The following is a 16,214-nucleotide window of genomic DNA, read 5'->3' as shown; positions in this document are numbered from 1 at the left end:
GTGGGGATTTTGCTGGTAAATTCAAATTAAAATGAGCATTTGAATTCGGGTAATTGTTGCTTTACCGCTATTTTCTGCGTTTTTTATCCCCACCGCCATACCGATTTAAGGAAAATATCTCGCCAATACTGGCTTGATTTTCTTTCTAAATCAGAGGGCTAATGCTTTTTCCTGCATGGTGATCAGGTCCTGGATCCCTTTTTCAGCTAAATTTAATAATGTATTCATTTCTTCACGACTAAATGCATCACCTTCGGCTGTTCCTTGTACTTCTACAAATTTTCCGCTGCTGGTCATCACCACATTCATATCTGTTTCGCAGTCTGAATCTTCCGGGTAATCCAGGTCCAGCACAGCTGCGCCTTTATAAATACCCACCGAAATCGCTGCAACGTGTTCACGAATCGGTGAGGCGGTAAGCTTGCCTGCCGCAATCAGGCCGTTAATTGCATCGGTCAGGGCGACGAATGCACCGGTAATACTGGCGGTGCGGGTGCCGCCATCGGCCTGGATTACATCACAATCGATCACAATCTGGCGCTCGCCTAAGGCCGCCATATCAACCACAGAGCGTAATGAGCGGCCAATCAGGCGCTGAATTTCCTGTGTGCGGCCACTTTGCTTGCCCTGAGCCGCTTCGCGGCGCATACGGCTGTTGGTAGAGCGCGGCAGCATGCCGTATTCCGCAGTGACCCAGCCCTGGCCCTTGCCTTTTAAAAAAGGCGGCACGTTTTCTTCGACTGAAGCAGTGCAGAGAACTTTGGTGTCGCCAAACTCAATCAATACCGAGCCTTCGGCATGACGGGTGTATTGGCGGGTGATGCGAACGCTGCGAAGTTCATCGGGACGACGTGAGGAAGGGCGCATGGCGAGTCTCATTTAGATGTAAGTTTCAGTGATTATACCTTTGCCAGGGCATTTCTAATGCTTAGCAATGGCTGACCCTGCAATAAGTCACACTGACACATTACCGTGATCATATGACTAATATGTGGCGAAGCGGGGCAGATAGACGTTTACTCTGCTGTTTTATATTGAAATTTGCAGTTTATTTTTTGAAAATCAGCCCGAGGATGGCAAAGAGAATGGGCTGGTGTAATAAATAAATGATCAGGCTGTGTCTGCCCATCCAGCGTATGGCGGCAAGATATCTGTTACTGCCCATGCTCAGCCATGCACCAGGAATAAGCCGTTGTGCTGCAACACCCAGTAAGACCACCCCAAACCAGGGCAGGAGCGGTACATAGTCTTCGGTCATGGGCTTGTAAGTCATCATGCCCAGCCAGGCCAGTGCCGGGTGATTAAACAGCGGGGCCTGAAAATAAGCCCCCAGTAAAATAAACAGTGGCCCCAGAAGCAAACTGGCTGAAGTTTTACCGACAAAAAGAGGAGCAAGCAGGCCGGCTGCAAAAAAGAAGTGCAAAACACCAAACCAGATCACTGCATGAGGAAATATAAACCAGCTGCCAAGGGTAGCCGCCCCTGCGCAGGCGAGGAGTTTGAGCTGGCGTTTAGGGCTGATTTTCTCTGCGGCAGACAAGCCAGCAACAGTAGCAAAAAGAGTCACAATCAGGGTTCTGAGTGCAACCCATTCTGGGTCGATATTGGTTTGGACGGCCAGTTTGCCAAAATAGGCCAGATCAAAGCAAAAATGAAAAAACACCATCAAAATAACGGCAATGCCCCTGAGTAAGTCGGGCAGGGGTTTGCGGCTGGCTGCAGGCATTATTTAGAGTATTTCTGGATGGCAGCCTGAATCTCGGCGATGGCCGCTTCGATATCTTCATCCGTAATATCGGCGGCAATGGTGGATGGATCAATATGGGTGCTGATGGTATTGAGATCGAGCTTTTGTGTGGAGACAAAGGCATTTTCAGAAATAAGCTGATCATCAGCATCGTGCCAGTTAATCCCCAGCGCACTGATATTATCTGCCTGCTTGCCGCCATGTAATTCGGCCTGATCCATCAGCTGAGGAATCGAAAACAGCACAGGAAAAGACGATAAAAAGTGGACCAGCTGGTTTTCCGTAACACCGCCCCACAGTCCGTCCGTGCACAGCAGCAGGGTATCGCTGTCGCAAAGCGCAATAATGCCGCCCAGCTCGATTTCTGGCTTGATGCTGCCACCAAGGCAGTTATAAATTTTATTGCGCTCTGGGTGAATCAGGGCTTCTTCAGCGGTGATCTTGCCACTATCCAGTAATTTTTGGACTTTAGAATGGTCCTTGGTTTGCAGCAGGATCTCACCTTTGCGCAGCAAATACAGCCGCGAATCGCCCACATGTGCCCAAAATAAAATGCCATCCTGAATCACACAGGCCACAACGGTGGTGCGGGGGATTTCCAGCAGGTGATGCTTGCTGGCGTAATCAGAAATAGCAGCATGGCATTTGAGTAATGCATCGTTTAAAAACTGATTGGGGCTTTTAAGGATGGGCTGCGCTTTTTTCTGAAACAGATCGGTCAGCAGCTCCACAGCAATTTGCGCGGCGATTTCGCCATGCAGATGCCCGCCCATGCCGTCGGCCACTACAAGCAACAGCGCATCGCGGCTGTAGGAGTAGCCCAGACGGTCCTGATTATATTGGCGGCCGCCCTGGCGGCTGTTTTGGTATACGGTAAATTTCATTCTGTTTCCAGCTGGCCTTTGTTTGAATATTCTGACCACTTACGGCGCAAAATACTGACAAGGCCACTACGTTTAACAGGGGCAGAGCCCCGCTCTAAAAGTTGCTTCTGAAGCTGAGGCACGCTTTGTGGCCTGCTGCCCGGGTCTAAATTCAGGCAGGAAGAAATAAGCTCAATCAGCTCTGGTGAATAACGGTCTCCGTAGCGGTCGTGCAGCTTGACCACTTTATCGAGTTTTAATCGCTGATCCGCAGCTTGTGGTGCTGTGCCTGCGATACAGGCAAATAAGCTGGCGCCCACGCCATAAATATCGGTCCAGGGGCCGTGAGGGTCTTTTTTATTATATTGCTCAGGGGCGGCAAAACCCGGTGTATACATTGGGGTGAGTTTGCTTTGCTCCGTGGCCAGTGTCTGGCGGGCAGAGCCAAAATCCAGCAGCACCGGCGAGCCGTCTTTGCGGATATAAATATTGGCAGGCTTGATATCCAGATGCAGCAGCTTATTCAGATGTACTTCGCGCAGGCCATTGAGTAAATGATAAAACACATGGCGGATCAGGCCTTCATCCACACCGCCTCTGCTGTGTTTCAGCTGGATTTCTTTTTGCAAAGTACGGCCGCGCTCGTATTCCATCACCATATATACGGTATCGTTAGCGCGGAAAAAGTTGCGAACCCGGATAATATTCGGGTGCTGAATATGGGCTAAAGTTTTACCCTCTTCAAAAAAACATTTTAAGCCGTGACGAAACAAGGCAATACTGTCTTCGCTGCGTGCCTGCACCAGTTCACCCTCTGTTCTGAGGGCTAAAGAATTGGGTAAATACTCCTTAATGGCGACTGGATAATCTTTTTCATCATGCGCCAGATACACAATGCTAAAGCCTCCTGCGGACAGCAGTTTAGCGATCGTGTAGTTCTGAAGCTGATAGCCGCGTGCGAGCGGTTGATTGCTTGGGGTTGCCATGCGTGTCTTTTCGTTATACTTGTGTATCTGTTAATTTTGATTTCAGCTTGATGGAATGTAAAGCAAATCCCATAAAGGAGCTCTAATGATTTTAAGTATGACTGGTTTTGCCTCAATTCAACGTGAATTGACAGGCGGCACCTTAAGTATCGAGCTGCGTTCGGTTAATCACCGTTTTTTAGACCTTACTCTCAGAACACCGGAAGAAATCCGCCCGTTTGAAGGCGGGATTCGTGAGCGCGTATCAGCAAAACTGGCCCGTGGCAAAGTAGAGTGCCGGGTGAACTGGAACGCAAGAGCTGGTGGCGAAGCCGCTTTACAGCTGAATACAGAACTATTACAGCAGCTTTTAGCCGCCGCTGCAGTTGCAAAAAAAATTGCTCCTCTGGCTTCTGAGCTGCAGCTTGGCGAGCTTTTACGCTGGCCGGGTGTTCTATCTGCACAGGTTGCGGCACCAGAATCACTGGGCACGGCCTGTCTGGAAGTACTGGACGAAGCACTCCTTGATTTTAGCGCCAGCCGTGGCCGTGAGGGTGAAAAGCTCAAGGCGCATCTTTTAGAGCGTGTTGCAGGTATGCAAACCATTGTGAATGAAGTTACCCCGCTGATTCCGCAGCTGGCCGCTTCTTACGAAGCCCGCATGAAAGCGCGCTTTTTAGATGCACTGGGCACGATGGACGACGACAGAGTGCGTCAGGAGATTGTGATCTTTGCGCAAAAAATTGATATCGACGAAGAACTCTCTCGCCTGAATGCGCATTTCAGCGAAATTCGACGCATTCTGGAAAAAGGCGGCTCCGTTGGTAAACGCCTCGATTTTCTGATGCAAGAGCTCAACCGCGAAGCCAATACCCTTGGATCCAAATCAGTCAGCGCCGAAACCAGCCGCGCCTCTATTGAGCTTAAAGTATTGATTGAGCAGATGCGTGAGCAGATTCAGAATATTGAATAGTGCTGTGCCTCTGCCCGAAAAAAACAAAGCCCGGATTTTGCCGGGCTTTTTCTTAACAAGCTTACCTCTTTATTTTTGCCGCACTACAGGCTTAAATTCCGCTCAAAATTTACCAGATCTGCTCCCGGTTTCAGTGTGTAAAGCTGAGCCATGCGCCCGCCTGATGGGATTTTTTCTTCGCTGATTTCAAAGATGCCGGATGCCTCGATCCGGCGCATCAGGCTTTTTCTTTGTATGGGTTTTTCAATAATGGCTTCAATGACCGTTTTGAGCTGGGCAATAGTAAATTGCCCGGGCAGGCAAAATACTGGCGTCATGGAATACAGCGTTTTTTGCTGCAAGCGCTGCTTTGCCATTTGAATAATCTGCAGATGATCAAAAGCCAGGTTTGTTTTTTTCAGATCATTTACCGCAATCCAGCTGGCAGATTCAACGCTGCTGATTTGGGGGCTGACATCCTGCCATGCCACCAGAGCAAAGTAGGCAAGGGTAACACTAAAGCCGCGCGGGTCCCGGTCTGGCCCTGATATCACCTGCAGCTGCTCCAGATAAGCAGGTTTCAAGCCGGTTTTGGCTTCCAGCTTACGGCTTGCCGTGGCATCGGTATTTTTATCCTGCTGCACGTCTATAAAGCCGCCGGGCAGTGCCCAATCGCCTGTAAATGGCGCTTGGGCGCGCTTTACCAGCAGCACCATCAGCTGCCCGTTTTTTACCGTAAACAGCACGCTGTCAACGGTGAACAATGGATTTGTATATTCTGTACTCATTAAGCAGCCTTGCTTGTGTCTCAGGGACATTATAAAGCATATACCTTAGTTTGTTTTGGCGGATTTTTATGCCGCAGTGATTGACATAGTGTCACAGGGACACTAATATGCTTATCACTGCTTCAGTATTTAAAAACATTTTCAGCACAGTCTTTTAACCAGATGCAGTCTTATTGGGTGATCATGATGGATGGAAGTTCTAGTCGTTTTTATTTACCCCGCATAGAAAACACGGGGGCAGAATATAAGCAGTTTCAATTTGGCGCGGGTGAAAATCATTTTCAAATATTGTCCCCGGCCAGCCGACATGCTGAAATTATGTTTTGCTATTCAGGTGATCATTCCATTATTCAGCTGCTCTTATTAACGGATGCTTTAAAGCGGCATGGCGCAGAAGTGATTGACCTCTATATCCCTTATTTCCCCGGAGCACGGCAGGACAGGGTATGTAATCAGGGGGAGGCTCTTTCTGTAAAGGTATATGCAGACATCATTAATCAGCAGGATTTTAATCGGGTATTCATATTTGACCCGCATAGTGATGTGACAGCGGCCGTATTAAATAAATCGCAGATTGTAAAAAATCATCAGCTGATTAAACAGGTGATTGCAGAAATTGCAGAAGAAGTTGTATTAATCTCGCCCGATGCTGGATCAAATAAAAAAATATTTGAATTATCTGTTCAGCTGGGCGGGCTGGAAGTAATCAGGGCAGATAAAGTGCGTGATGTGAGTAATGGCAGGATTATTGATACAGAAGTGTATTGTGATCATCTGGGTGGAAAAACCTGCGTTATTATTGATGATATCTGCGCCGGTGGCCGCACCTTTATGGAATTAGCTAAAAAACTAAAAGCTAAAAATGCTGGCAGGATTATTTTAATTGTTTCACATTATGAGGGCGTGGCCAGCGAGGGTGATTTACGCGCCAGTGGTATTGATGCAGTCTTTACGACCAATAGCCTGAAAAATATGATTAGTACTGATTTTATTAACGTAAAAGATATCTGGTCCTTTATGCCGCTTCAAGGAGAATCAAAATGAACTTAAATCCAGTTACTGCGATTGATGGCTATAAAGTAGACCATCGCAGACAATATCCTGATCAGACTGAAATTGTATTCAGCAACTTAACCGCCAGAACCACGCGCAGAAACTATACCGATAAAATGGTGTTTTTTGGCCTGCAGTATTTTATTAAAGATTTTCTGATTAAGCGCTGGAATGCTGATTTTTTTCAACAGCCTAAAGAAGCCGTTATCAGCCGTTTTGAGCGCCGTATAAATAATTATCTTGGCCCGAATAATGTGGGCACTCAGCATATTGCAGATTTGCATGATCTGGGTTATTTACCGATTAAAATCATGGCCCTGCCTGAAGGATCGGTTTACCCGCTGCGAGTGCCTTGCCTCGTGATTTTTAATACGGATGAGCGTTTTTTCTGGCTGACAAATTATCTGGAAACGATTCTTTCGACTAATGTCTGGGGAATGTGTACCAGTGCAACAACGGCGCATGAATATAAAAAAATTCTTACCCGATATGCCCTGGAAACCGATGGCAGTACTGATTTTGTAAACTGGCAAGGCCATGATTTCAGTTTCAGGGGTATGTTTGGTGCAGAGGCCGCAGCAATGAGTGGTGCTGCTCATTTATTGAGTTTTACCGGCACGGATACCATTCCGGCCATTGATTTTCTGGAAGACTATTACCTGGCCGATAGTGATAAGGAATTGGTGGGCGGCAGCGTGGCAGCCACCGAACATTCGGTGATGTGTGCAGGGGGAATGGAAAATGAATTAGAAACATTCCGCCGCTTAATTGAAGATATTTATCCGGCCGGAATTGTGAGTATTGTTTCAGATTCATGGGATTTCTGGCAGGTGATGACTGATTTCACCGTGCAGCTGAAAGATAAAATTATGGCCCGTAATGGTAAAGTTGTATTCAGGCCTGATACCGGATCGCCGGTGAAAATGATTTGTGGTGATGCCACAGCACAGCCAGGCAGCCCTGAATATAAAGGTGCAATTGAATGCCTGTGGGAAGTATTTGGTGGCACTGAAAGCAGTAAGGGTTATAAACAGCTTGATCCGCATGTGGGTTTAATTTATGGCGATTCTATTACCATTGAAATTGCCGAAGCCATTTGTGCAGGTTTAAAAGCCAAAGGCTTTGCTTCGACCAATGTGGTGTTTGGTATTGGCAGCTATACCTATCAGTATGTCACCCGTGACACCGATGGTTTTGCGGTAAAAGCAACGTTTGCAAAAATTGCCGGGGCTGATAAAGAAATATTCAAAGCGCCTAAAACCGGTGATGGCACAAAAAATTCGGCTAAAGGTTTGGTCGCTGTATATAAAAACCAACAGGGCGGGTTTTATTTAAAAGATCAGGCCAGCTGGAGCGATGTTTATAACTGTGAGTTTATCCCCGTATTTGAAAACGGGAAAATCCTGAATGAAGCGAGCCTTGCAGAGATCAGAGCCAGATTAGCTGCAAATTAATGTTAGGATTATGAGGGTTTAAGGTAAAAGGGTGAGCCAGTCTCACCCTTTTTTATAAGCGCTGTTATTTCATTGATTCATTACAGGAGAAAGCGATGAATTCGTTTCAACGTTTGCTGTTAGGTGCAATGGTTTTAACTACGTTTCAGGCCGGGGCGGCAGCGCCTATGGTAAAAACCTCGGCACCAGGGTTTTATCGGGTGATGCTGGGTGATTTTGAAATAACGGCTTTATCAGATGGCACCGTTTCACTGCCGGTGAGCAATATCCTTACGAATACCAGCAAGACTAAAGTTGAAAAAACTTTGGCAAAGTCTTATTTAGCTAGCCCATTAGAAACTTCTGTGAATGCCTATTTAATCAATACCGGTGAGAAACTCGTGTTGGTGGATACTGGTGCGGCGGGTTTATTTGGCCCAACGCTGGGGCATTTTGGCGAAAGCTTAAAAGCTGCAGGTTATTCGCCTGAGCAAATTGATGAAGTCTATATCACCCATTTGCATGGCGATCATATGGGCGGGCTGATGGCGGGGGGGGAGCTGGCTTTTCCAAATGCCACCTTGCGGCTGGATCAGCGTGATGTGGATTTCTGGCTGAGCCAGGCCAATATGGATGCTGCACCTGCTGATGCCAAAATATATTTCCAGGGTGCAATCGCTTCGGTGACCCCTTATATCAAAGCGGGAAAGCTTAAAACGTTTAATGGCGACACGGATTTAATTCCTGGTGTTAAAGCCGTGGCAGCGCATGGCCATACCGCAGGGCATAGTGTTTATAAGATAGAAAGTAAGGGGCAAACGCTGGTGCTGTGGGGAGATTTAATGCACGTTGCCGCTGTGCAATTTGCTCAGCCCGGCGTAACGATTCAATATGACAGCGACAGCAAGGCGGCGGCTAAAGAGCGTAAAAAAGCCTATGCCGAAGCAGCTAAGCAGGGCTATTTAATCGGCTCTGCTCACCTTTCTTTTCCTGGGCTTGGGCATTTGCGCAAAGCGGACAAGGGCTATGAATGGCTGCCGGTGAATTACTCGCCGATGTACGGGAAGTAGGCAGGGTGCTTAATTAAAAAGCCGAAGCAATTCGGCTTTTTTTAATTGCAAGCTTATTCTTGATCTGCGATTGCGCATGGCTGCGGCGCTTAAACCACAGACCGATAGCTTGGGTTGGTCGTTTTATTGTGTAAGCCAATCTGCAAAAGCATCAGCCTTACTCGTTCTTCAGTTGACAGGGCTGGCTTCAAAGCCTGCTTTACTCCGTGAAACACGCAGTTCTCTATGCCCTCCGTGTTTCAGGGGGTGGCTTGCGTAACCTTCTTTATTCAAACAACACCAAACACCGCTCCTTATGCTCAGGATGCGGGATGACGGTGGATGCGATGCCGTAGGCTGCGCTGAGCAGGCAGGGTGTGAGAACTTCCTTGGGGATGCCGCAGGCGACGGTGCTGCCGTTTTTCAGCAGCAGTAAATGGTTGCACCAGCGGGCGGCGAGGTTTACGTCGTGCAGGACGACAGCCACGGCGATGTTTTCGCTCTGCGCCAGGCGGCTGACTACGGCGAGTAAATCATGCTGATGGCGCGGGTCAAGGCTGGCGGTGGGCTCATCCAGCAGCAAATATCGTGGCTGGCCCGGATTTGCGAGGATTTGCAGCAGCACACGGGCAAACTGCACCCGTTGTTGCTCGCCGCCGGATAGCTGGGTGTAACGGCGCCGGGCCAGATGGCTGATATCGGCAAGCTGCAAAACCTTTAAGCTTAGATTGTGCACCGTGTGGGGTGACAGCTCTGCAAAAGGATATGCCCCCATGGTGATGACTTCTTCGACCCCAAGATCGAAAGTCAGATTCGGATTTTGCGGCAGCACAGCGCGCTGACGGGCGAGCTTTGCCGCTGGCATATCAGCGATATTTTCCCCTTTTAAGCAGATATCACCCTGATCGGCCTTGATCTCGCCAGACAGCAGCGACAGCAGTGTGGATTTTCCTGCGCCATTGGCGCCCAGAATCGCCGTGACTTCACCGGCACGCAGCGTCAGAGAAACATCATTTAAAATCAGCTGTTTGCCACGTTTAAAGTAAAGATTCTGAGCAATTAATAAGCTGGGCATTCGTTTTTCCACACGGTAAGAGAGTATTTGCGGCTGAAGCCGCTTCTGCTGATATCGGTTACTTTAAAAAGGGGAGTGACAAAGTAGCGCTAAAGCAGATGTTCGCCAAAAACACAAAAGGCACAAAATTACGGGTCATTTTTCCAGGTATCCTCCGTATCACTCTGTGCCTGTGGTTCAGGATTTAGGTTTTGTGCGCATACCAGAACCATTGCCCGCACGATTTATTTCCGTGAAATCAGCAGCCAAAGAAAGAACGGCCCGCCGATCAGGCTGGTGACAATGCCAATCGGCAGCTCGGCTGGCTGGGCCACAAGGCGGGCTAGGCAGTCGGCGGCGACAAGGGCGATGGCACCAGCCAGCATCGATGCAGGTAATAAACGGCGGTGATCAGCGCCCAGTACCATTCTGACTAAATGCGGTACTACCAGCCCTACAAAGCCAATCCCGCCGGTTGCCGCCACCAGCGGGCCAATTAACAGCGCGGTGAGCAAGACTAATTTGCGGCGGATGGCCTTCATGGGAAAGCCTAAATGCTGCGCTTCGCGCTCACCCAAAAGCAAAGCATTCATGGCGCGCCAGTGGCGCAGAATCAGGGCCGAAATCACCAGCAGGGCAGGGCTAAGCACGCTAAGCAAAGACCATGTGCCCCCTGCCAGGCTGCCCATGCTCCAGAAGGTCAGGCTGCGCAGCTGATTATCATCTGCCATATAAGTCATTAGCCCGATCAGGCTGAAGCAGATGGCATTGATGGCAATCCCCGCCAGCAGCAGCCCGGCAATGCCCTGATAATTTTTGCCCAAGTGATAAGCCAGCGCTGTGGCAATCAGGCTGCCAAGAAAGGCCGCCGGAGCCAGCACCATCAGGCTGCCCCCGCCAAACAAAATGGCCGTAACTGCACCTAAGGATGCGCCTGAGGTAATGCCCAACAGGCCAGGCTCGGCCAGCGGGTTTCTGAATAAAGCCTGCATGGCTGCGCCAGTGAGCGCCAGCACCGCCCCGGCCAGTGCGCCAAATATAACGCGCGGCAGGCGCATATCCAGCAAAACGCTTTGCCAGAGCTGCTGCTCGCTGCCGGTTTCAAATCTTGGGCTGAAGATAAGCTGCGGTAACTCGCTAAGCGGAATGGCGACAGCGCCACTGCTGGCTGAAATCATCATCAGCAAAATAAGCAAGCCGCCTAAGGCCCACAGCAGCCAGTTAGAAAACTGCGGCAAGGTGGTGCGGGGCTGGCTTATTGCGGTCATGATAAATCCTGGTACAAGGGTTTAGGGGTGTTTTAAAAGCAGCGAACACAGGGTTTGTATCCGCTGATAATGGCTGTTTGCTCGAAATGCATTGCAGCTGCAGGGGGGGTGAAACCTGCATCTTTATCCAATATTGTTCGCGGGTTTCACGCCATGTGCGCTATCCAAAGTCAAAAGCTATTTTTTAGTGCCTCCGGCACGTTAATTTAGGTGCGGGCGTCCCGCTGGACCTTCCTTTCTTGTACGGCCAAGAAAGGAAGCGAAAGAAGGCCGCCCCAAACAGCACGAAGTCCCCTCACTGCCGACAATCGAGGTGGCGTCAATTCAACTCGCTTCGCTCAAACACGAATTGACGACTGCCCCACCCCGCTTGTTCCTCGCTTCGGCGTGCTTCAGGGGGGGCTTAAGTCCCATGCCGAGAGCGTGGATATGGTGTTTTTCGCTGTTTGCTAATGAAAAAAAATTTTGGTTAGCGCATGTGGGGTTTCACCCCCCCCATACAAAAGATGCAATATATATGGTCGGCTGATATCCATAGCGGGTACGAAAACGTGCCCGCTTTACCTGGACGCCTGCTTCAGCTGTTGCAACGCCTCTGGCAAACGGGGCCCAAAGCCCAGCAGCAGCAGGTCGTCCATCACCACAATTTTCTTGTTTTTGGCTGCAGGGGTCTGTGCCAGCCCTGGCATGGCGAGTACTTTTTCCATGCCCCCCAAGTTTTGTACCGACATACCGGACAGCACAATTACATCCGGCTGCAGCGCGGCGATGCTTTCCATGGATAGCGGTTTGTAGCCCTGTTGTTTGGCCAGTACATTGTTTAAACCGGCTAATTTCAAGATGGCGTCAGCAGTGGTGTCATTGCCAGCGCCTTCCGGGCTGCCGCTGCGGCTGATCAATAGCAGGGCGCGGGTCTTGCTGGCCGGGGCAGGAGTCACATCACGCTTCAGCTTTGCCACGATGCTCCTGCCTTTTTCTTCCTCATGCAAAGCACTGGCGATGCCGGTGATACGTTTTTCCAGTGCGGCCAAATCAGGCGCGCTTGGCAGCACAATCACAGGCACCCCGGTGCGTTGCAGCCTTGCCAGCGCTTCCGGCGGGCCTGCCTGATCAGAGGCCAGAATCAGATCAGGCTTTTGTGACAGCACGCCTTCCACCGAAAACGCTCGGTAGTAACCCACCTTGGGCAATTTATTCGCCGCAGGCGGGTAAACGCTGGACTGATCCACCGCGACCAGCCGCGCTTCAGCGTCCAGCGCGTAAACGATTTCGGTGAGCGGCCCGCCCAGGGTTACGATTTTCTTTGGGGCAGCGGCCAGTGCAGGTTGAAGCAGCGTCAGTAAAACAGACGTGATAAGCCATTTTTTCATGGGATCAGCCTGCCAGCGGGGTGCTGCAAAGATCGCACATCAGCTTGCGCCATTCTGGCAACTCAGGCACGCCTGGTTTTCTTACGCCAAAGAATTGCACAATCAGCTCGCCGCCATCGGTGTAAACCTCTAGCGAGGTCACCCAGCCGTCGCTGGTTGGCTTATTTACCACCCAGCATTCGCTGATGGCGGTGGTGTTGAGGTGCAGATTAAACATCGGGTCGAGAATATTGAACCATGGGCCGGTGCGTAATAGTTTTTCAACCGGGCCAGAGTGGATTTGCACCATGCCACGGTTGCTGACAAAACACATAATCGGCAGTTGTTCTGCTGCAGCACGGTGCAGCATGATTTCGGTGGCATCAATGGCCACGCGCTGTGCCAGATCATCCCCGGCGGCTTTTAAGGCGGCCAGGCGGGTAACTTTATGCTTGCCCAGCATAGGGAAAAAGCCATGGGTATCGGTCAGGCTAAGCCAGTGCTCACGCAAGGCGGCGTTATCCTGGCAATCACCACGGCTGGTGTCGGTGGGGTAAGCCTCGATATGCATTGCCGGGATTTCAGCTGCGGCAAGCTGCCTGACACAGGCATCGTAGCCAGCAGCATCGCTTTTTTCAGTTAAGTAAACTTTATGAACCGCTTCGCCAGCGCCATCAAAAAACTGCACGCTTCGGCGGCCGTTTTCATTCACGGCAAAAGCGTGTTTCCAGTAGCTAAAAAACATGCGCAGGTCGATATCTTTACCCAGCACCATGCCAACCGGGCCATTGGCGTGGATTTCCTCATAGCGGCCGTGGCGCTCATGCACACACCAGTCATTGCGGCTGAGCACCATCACTTCGCCAAAGTTTTGCAGCTGGATAAAAATCTCCTGCGGCGTGCCGGTGAGCGCTACCGCTTCTGCGCCGCATTGTGCCGCAATCAGCTCGGCTTCGGATACTTGCAGGCGGGCAGCGCGATCACGGGCGCGCAGTTTAGGCTCGGCAGCGGCCAGTGCTTCGTAGTTAGCTTTCAGCACAGCAGTGCGTTCCTGAGTAGAGAGTGCGTGCATGGTGTGTCCTTATTGATCGGTTGAGATTACCTGGGCGGGTGAAACCCGTGGTGTTGTGAGGCTGAATTGTTTAGTGCCTTCGGCACGTTGATTTAGGTGCGATAGCCACTGCTGTGGCATAAGTCTCTACATCCGTTTGATGTGTTCCCCCTTTGAAAAAGGGGGACGCCGCATCTCTTGAGTGCTGAGGGTTATGCAGAGAAAAAGTTAGATTTAACGTTTTTCTCCGTGTTCTCTGTGGCCTCCGTGTTTGAAGGATTGGGTTTTGTTACATCAAACTTTTAACCCTTAAAACCGCCAGTCTGCTGATACCCGTATATTGCGGCCGGGCTGGCTGTAGCGGTCCAGCGTGCTGCTGTTGGCGGCTAAGAAGCGCACATCGCTGTCTATCCAGTATTTTTGGTCTGCAATATTAAATACGCCGCCGGATAGTTTCAGATCCCTGACCGGGCTCCACCATAGGGCTAAATCGACGGTGCCGTAGCCGGGTGTTTTGAAGTAGCTCTCCTGGGATACGCGGGTTTTGGCGCTGGTGGCGGTGAGCAGCGCGTTGCCGCCCCATTGCTCCTTGCTGTATTCAAGGCCGAGCACGGCTTTTAATGGCGCAACGCTGTCGAGTGATTCGTCGGTGTCTTCATTGCGGCCAACTGTCCAGGCCATATTGCCCCATGTGCGCCAGTCTTTACTGATCTGCCAGTGGGCACGGCTTTCAGCGCCGTAGATACGTACACGGCTTTGGTTCTGGCTTTGGTAGGTGACATTGGTGCCGGGTACGCACAGTGGGTTGCCGGGGCAGGAAATGCTGACTTGTTCGATAAAGTCTTTGTAGCGGTTATCAAAGGCCGTGAAGCTGCCGCCCACTGTGCTGTTGCCTAAGCGTGCGCCCAGCTCTGCACCACGGCTGGTTTCTGGTTTTAAATCAGGATTAGCAATGGCGGCATAGCCCATGGGCGATACATAGCTGCTGTTCAGCTCCATTGCGCTTGGGGCGCGAAAACCTTCGCTGTATTGGCCAAACAGGGTGATTTGTTCGGCGATTTTCCAGCTGGCGGTCAGCTTAGGCGATACCTTGGCGTCATTCAGTGCAACCGCTTTTCCGCCCTGGCTGATAAATTCTGCGTCAAGCTCAGGGCGCAGCTTAAAGGCGTCATAGCGCAGTGCCGGGGTCAGCGTAAAACGGCCTTCATCCCAGCCCATCTCATTTTGGGCGTAAATACCCCACTGGGTGGTTTCGGTTTTAGGCACATCGCGTACGGGTTTGATGGTGCCGGTGCGAAGGGCGGCTAAATCATTCTGCAGCCACTCGCCGCCAAGGGTCCAGTGCTGGCTGATGGGGCCTGCGATGCGTTTTTCTATTAAGCCCGATATGCCCACCATATCCTGATCGTAAATAGATACGCGCTGCCAGCTGGCCACATTGCGCCGCTGTTGGGTGGAGGTTTGCTCATTATTCTGGGTTTGGTAATAAAGTTTGGCCTGCGCCGCATCAATCAGGCCTTGCGCCGGGGCTGTGTAGTTGTAATCCAGCGATACACGGCTGCGGGTCTGAATATCATTCGCCTGGCTGCCGGTAATTGACGGCGTCATGGGGGCGCCGATATCGGTGTAAACCGTGGTATCCACTTCGCTGCGATAGTTTTCTGCGGCCATGGCCAGCTTGTGGCCGTTTTCAAAGTAGTGCTCTGCTTTTGCCAGTACGCTGCGTTTATTGGTGTTTTGCGGATTGGCGGTGGTGCGGCGGTAATCCTTGCTGTCAACTGTGCCCTGGGTTTCAAACTCATGGCCCTTGCGCTGTGCCGCTTGCAGCAGCCAGAAAGTATCCTGATTAAATGCACCGGCCACGGCGGCTTGTACGCTCAGGCCCTGATCGCTGCTGTCGTAATCTGATTTAACCTGGCCCGCAAAATTGCCACGGCCACGCAGCATGTCGCTGGGGGACGTGGTACGCAGGCCAACCACGCCGCCCAAAGCATCTGAGCCATACAGCGTAGATGAAGGGCCGCGTGCCACTTCAATGGCGCTGAGCTGGCTGAAATCAACCTGATCGCGGCCACTGTTCAGATAGGCACCAAAAGAAAAAGCATCCGGCAGGCGAATGCCATCCACCAGCATCAGCACCCGGTTGCCCTCTAAGCCACGCACATTCACGCTGGATAAACCGTAGCGGCCATTGCGGCTGATATTAATGCCTGGCTCTTCGCTGGCTAAATCGCGGTAATTCTTGATAAAGCTGCGATCCAATTCGGAGCGATCGGTGCTGCTGACCGATGGCGGCAATTCATCAAGTTTTTTATCGGTACGCGTTGCAGTGACCACCACAGGCTCAAGCTGTGCGGCGGGGGCAGAAGCATTGCTGGCTGCGAATGCGCTTTGCAAGGTGGCGGCTAAGAGAGTGAGCGCGATGGCGTGAGTGCGGCGTTGCATACGGATTCCTGATAAATGCCAGCAATAGAGGTAATGGCTGGCGGCGTAGACCATGGGCGCGAAGTGCTGCTGAATGCTGCGGTTTGAAATTGCGATGGTGGCTGAAGTGCCCATGCAATGACCGAACACATCGTAACAATAGTCATTCTCATTATCAATGGATTTTTACCAAAAGAAGCCAGCATTAAGTGCGTTTG

At 50.8% G+C, this 16,214-nt stretch carries 15 protein-coding genes; 4 read left to right on the top strand and 11 right to left on the bottom strand.

Going from position 1 to position 16,214, the window contains the following annotated elements:
• Nucleotides 1-150: 150 nt before the first annotated feature.
• The 4 genes from rph to HA050_RS01515 form a co-directional block, all read right to left on the bottom strand.
• Entirely contained in the window at nucleotides 151-867 is a 717-nt protein-coding gene (gene rph, locus HA050_RS01530) for a ribonuclease PH (RefSeq protein ID WP_166821188.1), read from the bottom strand.
• Between the two features lie 181 nt (nucleotides 868-1,048).
• Nucleotides 1,049-1,726, bottom strand: coding sequence for a heparan-alpha-glucosaminide N-acetyltransferase (locus tag HA050_RS01525; protein ID WP_166821185.1), 678 nt, complete (start codon nucleotides 1,724-1,726; stop codon nucleotides 1,049-1,051).
• Nucleotides 1,726-2,631, bottom strand: a complete 906-nt coding sequence (locus HA050_RS01520) for a PP2C family protein-serine/threonine phosphatase (RefSeq protein WP_166821182.1) — start codon at nucleotides 2,629-2,631, stop codon at nucleotides 1,726-1,728. The genes HA050_RS01525 and HA050_RS01520 overlap by 1 nt, the downstream gene beginning before the upstream one ends.
• Nucleotides 2,628-3,596: a serine/threonine protein kinase gene (locus HA050_RS01515; protein ID WP_166821179.1), complete on the bottom strand. Its 969-nt coding sequence runs from the start codon at nucleotides 3,594-3,596 to the stop codon at nucleotides 2,628-2,630. The genes HA050_RS01520 and HA050_RS01515 overlap by 4 nt, the downstream gene beginning before the upstream one ends.
• Nucleotides 3,597-3,681: 85 nt before the next feature.
• Here HA050_RS01515 and HA050_RS01510 point away from each other — a divergent pair, with 85 nt between their 5' ends.
• The gene (locus HA050_RS01510) at nucleotides 3,682-4,548 is read left to right on the top strand and encodes a YicC/YloC family endoribonuclease (protein ID WP_115225838.1); all 867 of its coding nucleotides are present in this window, start codon (nucleotides 3,682-3,684) and stop codon (nucleotides 4,546-4,548) included.
• 83 nt (nucleotides 4,549-4,631) lie between these two features.
• Here HA050_RS01510 and HA050_RS01505 read toward each other — a convergent pair whose 3' ends face one another.
• On the bottom strand, nucleotides 4,632-5,315 hold the full coding sequence (locus HA050_RS01505) for an NUDIX domain-containing protein (RefSeq protein ID WP_205836248.1): 684 nt from the start codon (nucleotides 5,313-5,315) through the stop codon (nucleotides 4,632-4,634).
• Nucleotides 5,316-5,498: 183 nt separating this feature from the next.
• Between HA050_RS01505 and prs the strand changes: the two genes are divergently transcribed.
• The 3 genes from prs to HA050_RS01490 all read left to right on the top strand — a co-directional run bounded on the left by prs (nucleotide 5,499) and on the right by HA050_RS01490 (nucleotide 8,871).
• Nucleotides 5,499-6,359: a ribose-phosphate diphosphokinase gene (gene prs, locus HA050_RS01500; RefSeq protein WP_205836247.1), complete on the top strand. Its 861-nt coding sequence runs from the start codon at nucleotides 5,499-5,501 to the stop codon at nucleotides 6,357-6,359.
• Nucleotides 6,356-7,822 carry a nicotinate phosphoribosyltransferase gene (locus HA050_RS01495; protein ID WP_166821171.1) on the top strand — a complete coding sequence of 489 codons (1,467 nt, stop codon included), beginning with the start codon at nucleotides 6,356-6,358 and terminating at the stop codon, nucleotides 7,820-7,822. The genes prs and HA050_RS01495 overlap by 4 nt, the downstream gene beginning before the upstream one ends.
• Before the next feature lie 95 nt (nucleotides 7,823-7,917).
• The gene (locus tag HA050_RS01490; RefSeq protein WP_166821169.1) at nucleotides 7,918-8,871 is read left to right on the top strand and encodes an MBL fold metallo-hydrolase; all 954 of its coding nucleotides are present in this window, start codon (nucleotides 7,918-7,920) and stop codon (nucleotides 8,869-8,871) included.
• A gap of 265 nt (nucleotides 8,872-9,136) precedes the next feature.
• Here the strand turns inward: HA050_RS01490 and HA050_RS01485 are convergent, their stop codons facing one another.
• The 6 genes from HA050_RS01485 to HA050_RS01460 all read right to left on the bottom strand — a co-directional run bounded on the left by HA050_RS01485 (nucleotide 9,137) and on the right by HA050_RS01460 (nucleotide 16,163).
• A complete protein-coding gene (locus tag HA050_RS01485; protein ID WP_166821167.1) occupies nucleotides 9,137-9,925 on the bottom strand; it encodes a heme ABC transporter ATP-binding protein in 789 nt (262 codons plus the stop codon).
• Nucleotides 9,926-10,149: 224 nt separating this feature from the next.
• The gene (locus HA050_RS01480) at nucleotides 10,150-11,172 is read right to left on the bottom strand and encodes a FecCD family ABC transporter permease (RefSeq protein ID WP_166821165.1); all 1,023 of its coding nucleotides are present in this window, start codon (nucleotides 11,170-11,172) and stop codon (nucleotides 10,150-10,152) included.
• Nucleotides 11,173-11,732: 560 nt separating this feature from the next.
• A complete protein-coding gene (locus HA050_RS01475; protein WP_166821162.1) occupies nucleotides 11,733-12,542 on the bottom strand; it encodes a heme/hemin ABC transporter substrate-binding protein in 810 nt (269 codons plus the stop codon).
• Nucleotides 12,543-12,546: 4 nt separating this feature from the next.
• Complete coding sequence (locus tag HA050_RS01470; protein ID WP_166821159.1) at nucleotides 12,547-13,593, bottom strand: hemin-degrading factor; 1,047 nt, start codon at nucleotides 13,591-13,593, stop codon at nucleotides 12,547-12,549.
• Nucleotides 13,594-13,881: 288 nt separating this feature from the next.
• The gene (locus tag HA050_RS01465; protein ID WP_166821157.1) at nucleotides 13,882-16,017 is read right to left on the bottom strand and encodes a TonB-dependent hemoglobin/transferrin/lactoferrin family receptor; all 2,136 of its coding nucleotides are present in this window, start codon (nucleotides 16,015-16,017) and stop codon (nucleotides 13,882-13,884) included.
• Nucleotides 15,978-16,163 carry a hypothetical protein gene (locus HA050_RS01460; protein ID WP_166821154.1) on the bottom strand — a complete coding sequence of 62 codons (186 nt, stop codon included), beginning with the start codon at nucleotides 16,161-16,163 and terminating at the stop codon, nucleotides 15,978-15,980. Before HA050_RS01460 ends, HA050_RS01465 begins: the two co-directional genes overlap by 40 nt.
• Nucleotides 16,164-16,214 lie beyond the last annotated feature (51 nt).

The organism is Iodobacter violaceini, from assembly GCF_011601265.1.
GTDB lineage: Bacteria > Pseudomonadota > Gammaproteobacteria > Burkholderiales > Chitinibacteraceae > Iodobacter > Iodobacter violaceini.
This window is presented reverse-complemented; position numbering and strand designations above follow the sequence as displayed.